General features: G+C 27.2%; 1 pseudogene. It reads left to right on the plus strand.

The window, feature by feature from the left end:
* Positions 1–22: 22 nt before the first annotated feature.
* A pseudogene (gene prmC / locus EZH24_RS12600) lies at positions 23–820 on the plus strand (peptide chain release factor N(5)-glutamine methyltransferase); the annotation flags it as partial.
* Positions 821–953 lie beyond the last annotated feature (133 nt).

Genomic DNA, 953 nt, shown 5'->3' on the forward strand with positions numbered 1-953 from the left:
ATTGAAACGCAGATTTTAGTTTCATATTGAAACGCAGATTTTAGTTTCGTATTCTCTTAATTTTACCAAAACAAAACTTATATCGGAAAGTTTGAGAGAATTAAACGAAAATGAAATTAATAATATTGAAAAACTTATAAACAGAAGATTAAAACATGAACCTATAGCTTATATTACAAATAAGAAAGAATTTTACGGAATAGATTTTTATGTCGACAATTCCGTTCTTATTCCTAGAGCGGAAACCGAAGAGCTTGTGGATGTGGTTAAAGATTATATAAAAAAAAATAGCAAAAAAAATATTTCCATTTGCGATATAGGAGCTGGAAGCGGAAATATATCTATAACCTTGAAAAAACTTTTTGAGGATTTTGAAAATGTTGATATAACGGCAATCGAAATAAGCGGTAAGGCAATCGAAGTTATAAAAAAAAACGAAATTAATATTTTGAAAGAAAAGATAAATATAATAAACGCGGACGCTTTGACTTTTGAACCCGAAAAAAAATTCGATGTAATAGTTTCAAATCCTCCGTATGTCGCTTTGAAAGATAAAAATAATTTGCAAAAAGATTTGGATTTTGAACCTAAAAAGGCTTTATATTCGGGTTATGACGGACTCGATTTTTACAGAAAATTTTTAAGCGTTATAGATAAATATTTAAAATTAGGCGGAGCTTTTTTCTTTGAAATCGGATTTAATCAAGGAAAAGAATTGCTTAATATTTGCGAAAGTTTTAATATAAAAAATGTGGAGATAAAGAAAGATTTGAGCGGTAAGGATAGATTTTTGATTTGTTATGATTTTATGAATAAATAATAAATTAACTATACCGAATTTATATATATGTTAATTTAGGAGATAATTATGATAGTAGTAATGAAACCAAACGCTAAAGAAGAGCATATAAACAGCATTATAGAAAACTATGGATATAAGAGGAAGAGATTCT

Origin of the sequence: Brachyspira catarrhinii (genome assembly GCF_005518285.1) — a bacterium.
Taxonomy (GTDB): Bacteria; Spirochaetota; Brachyspiria; order Brachyspirales; family Brachyspiraceae; genus Brachyspira; species Brachyspira catarrhinii.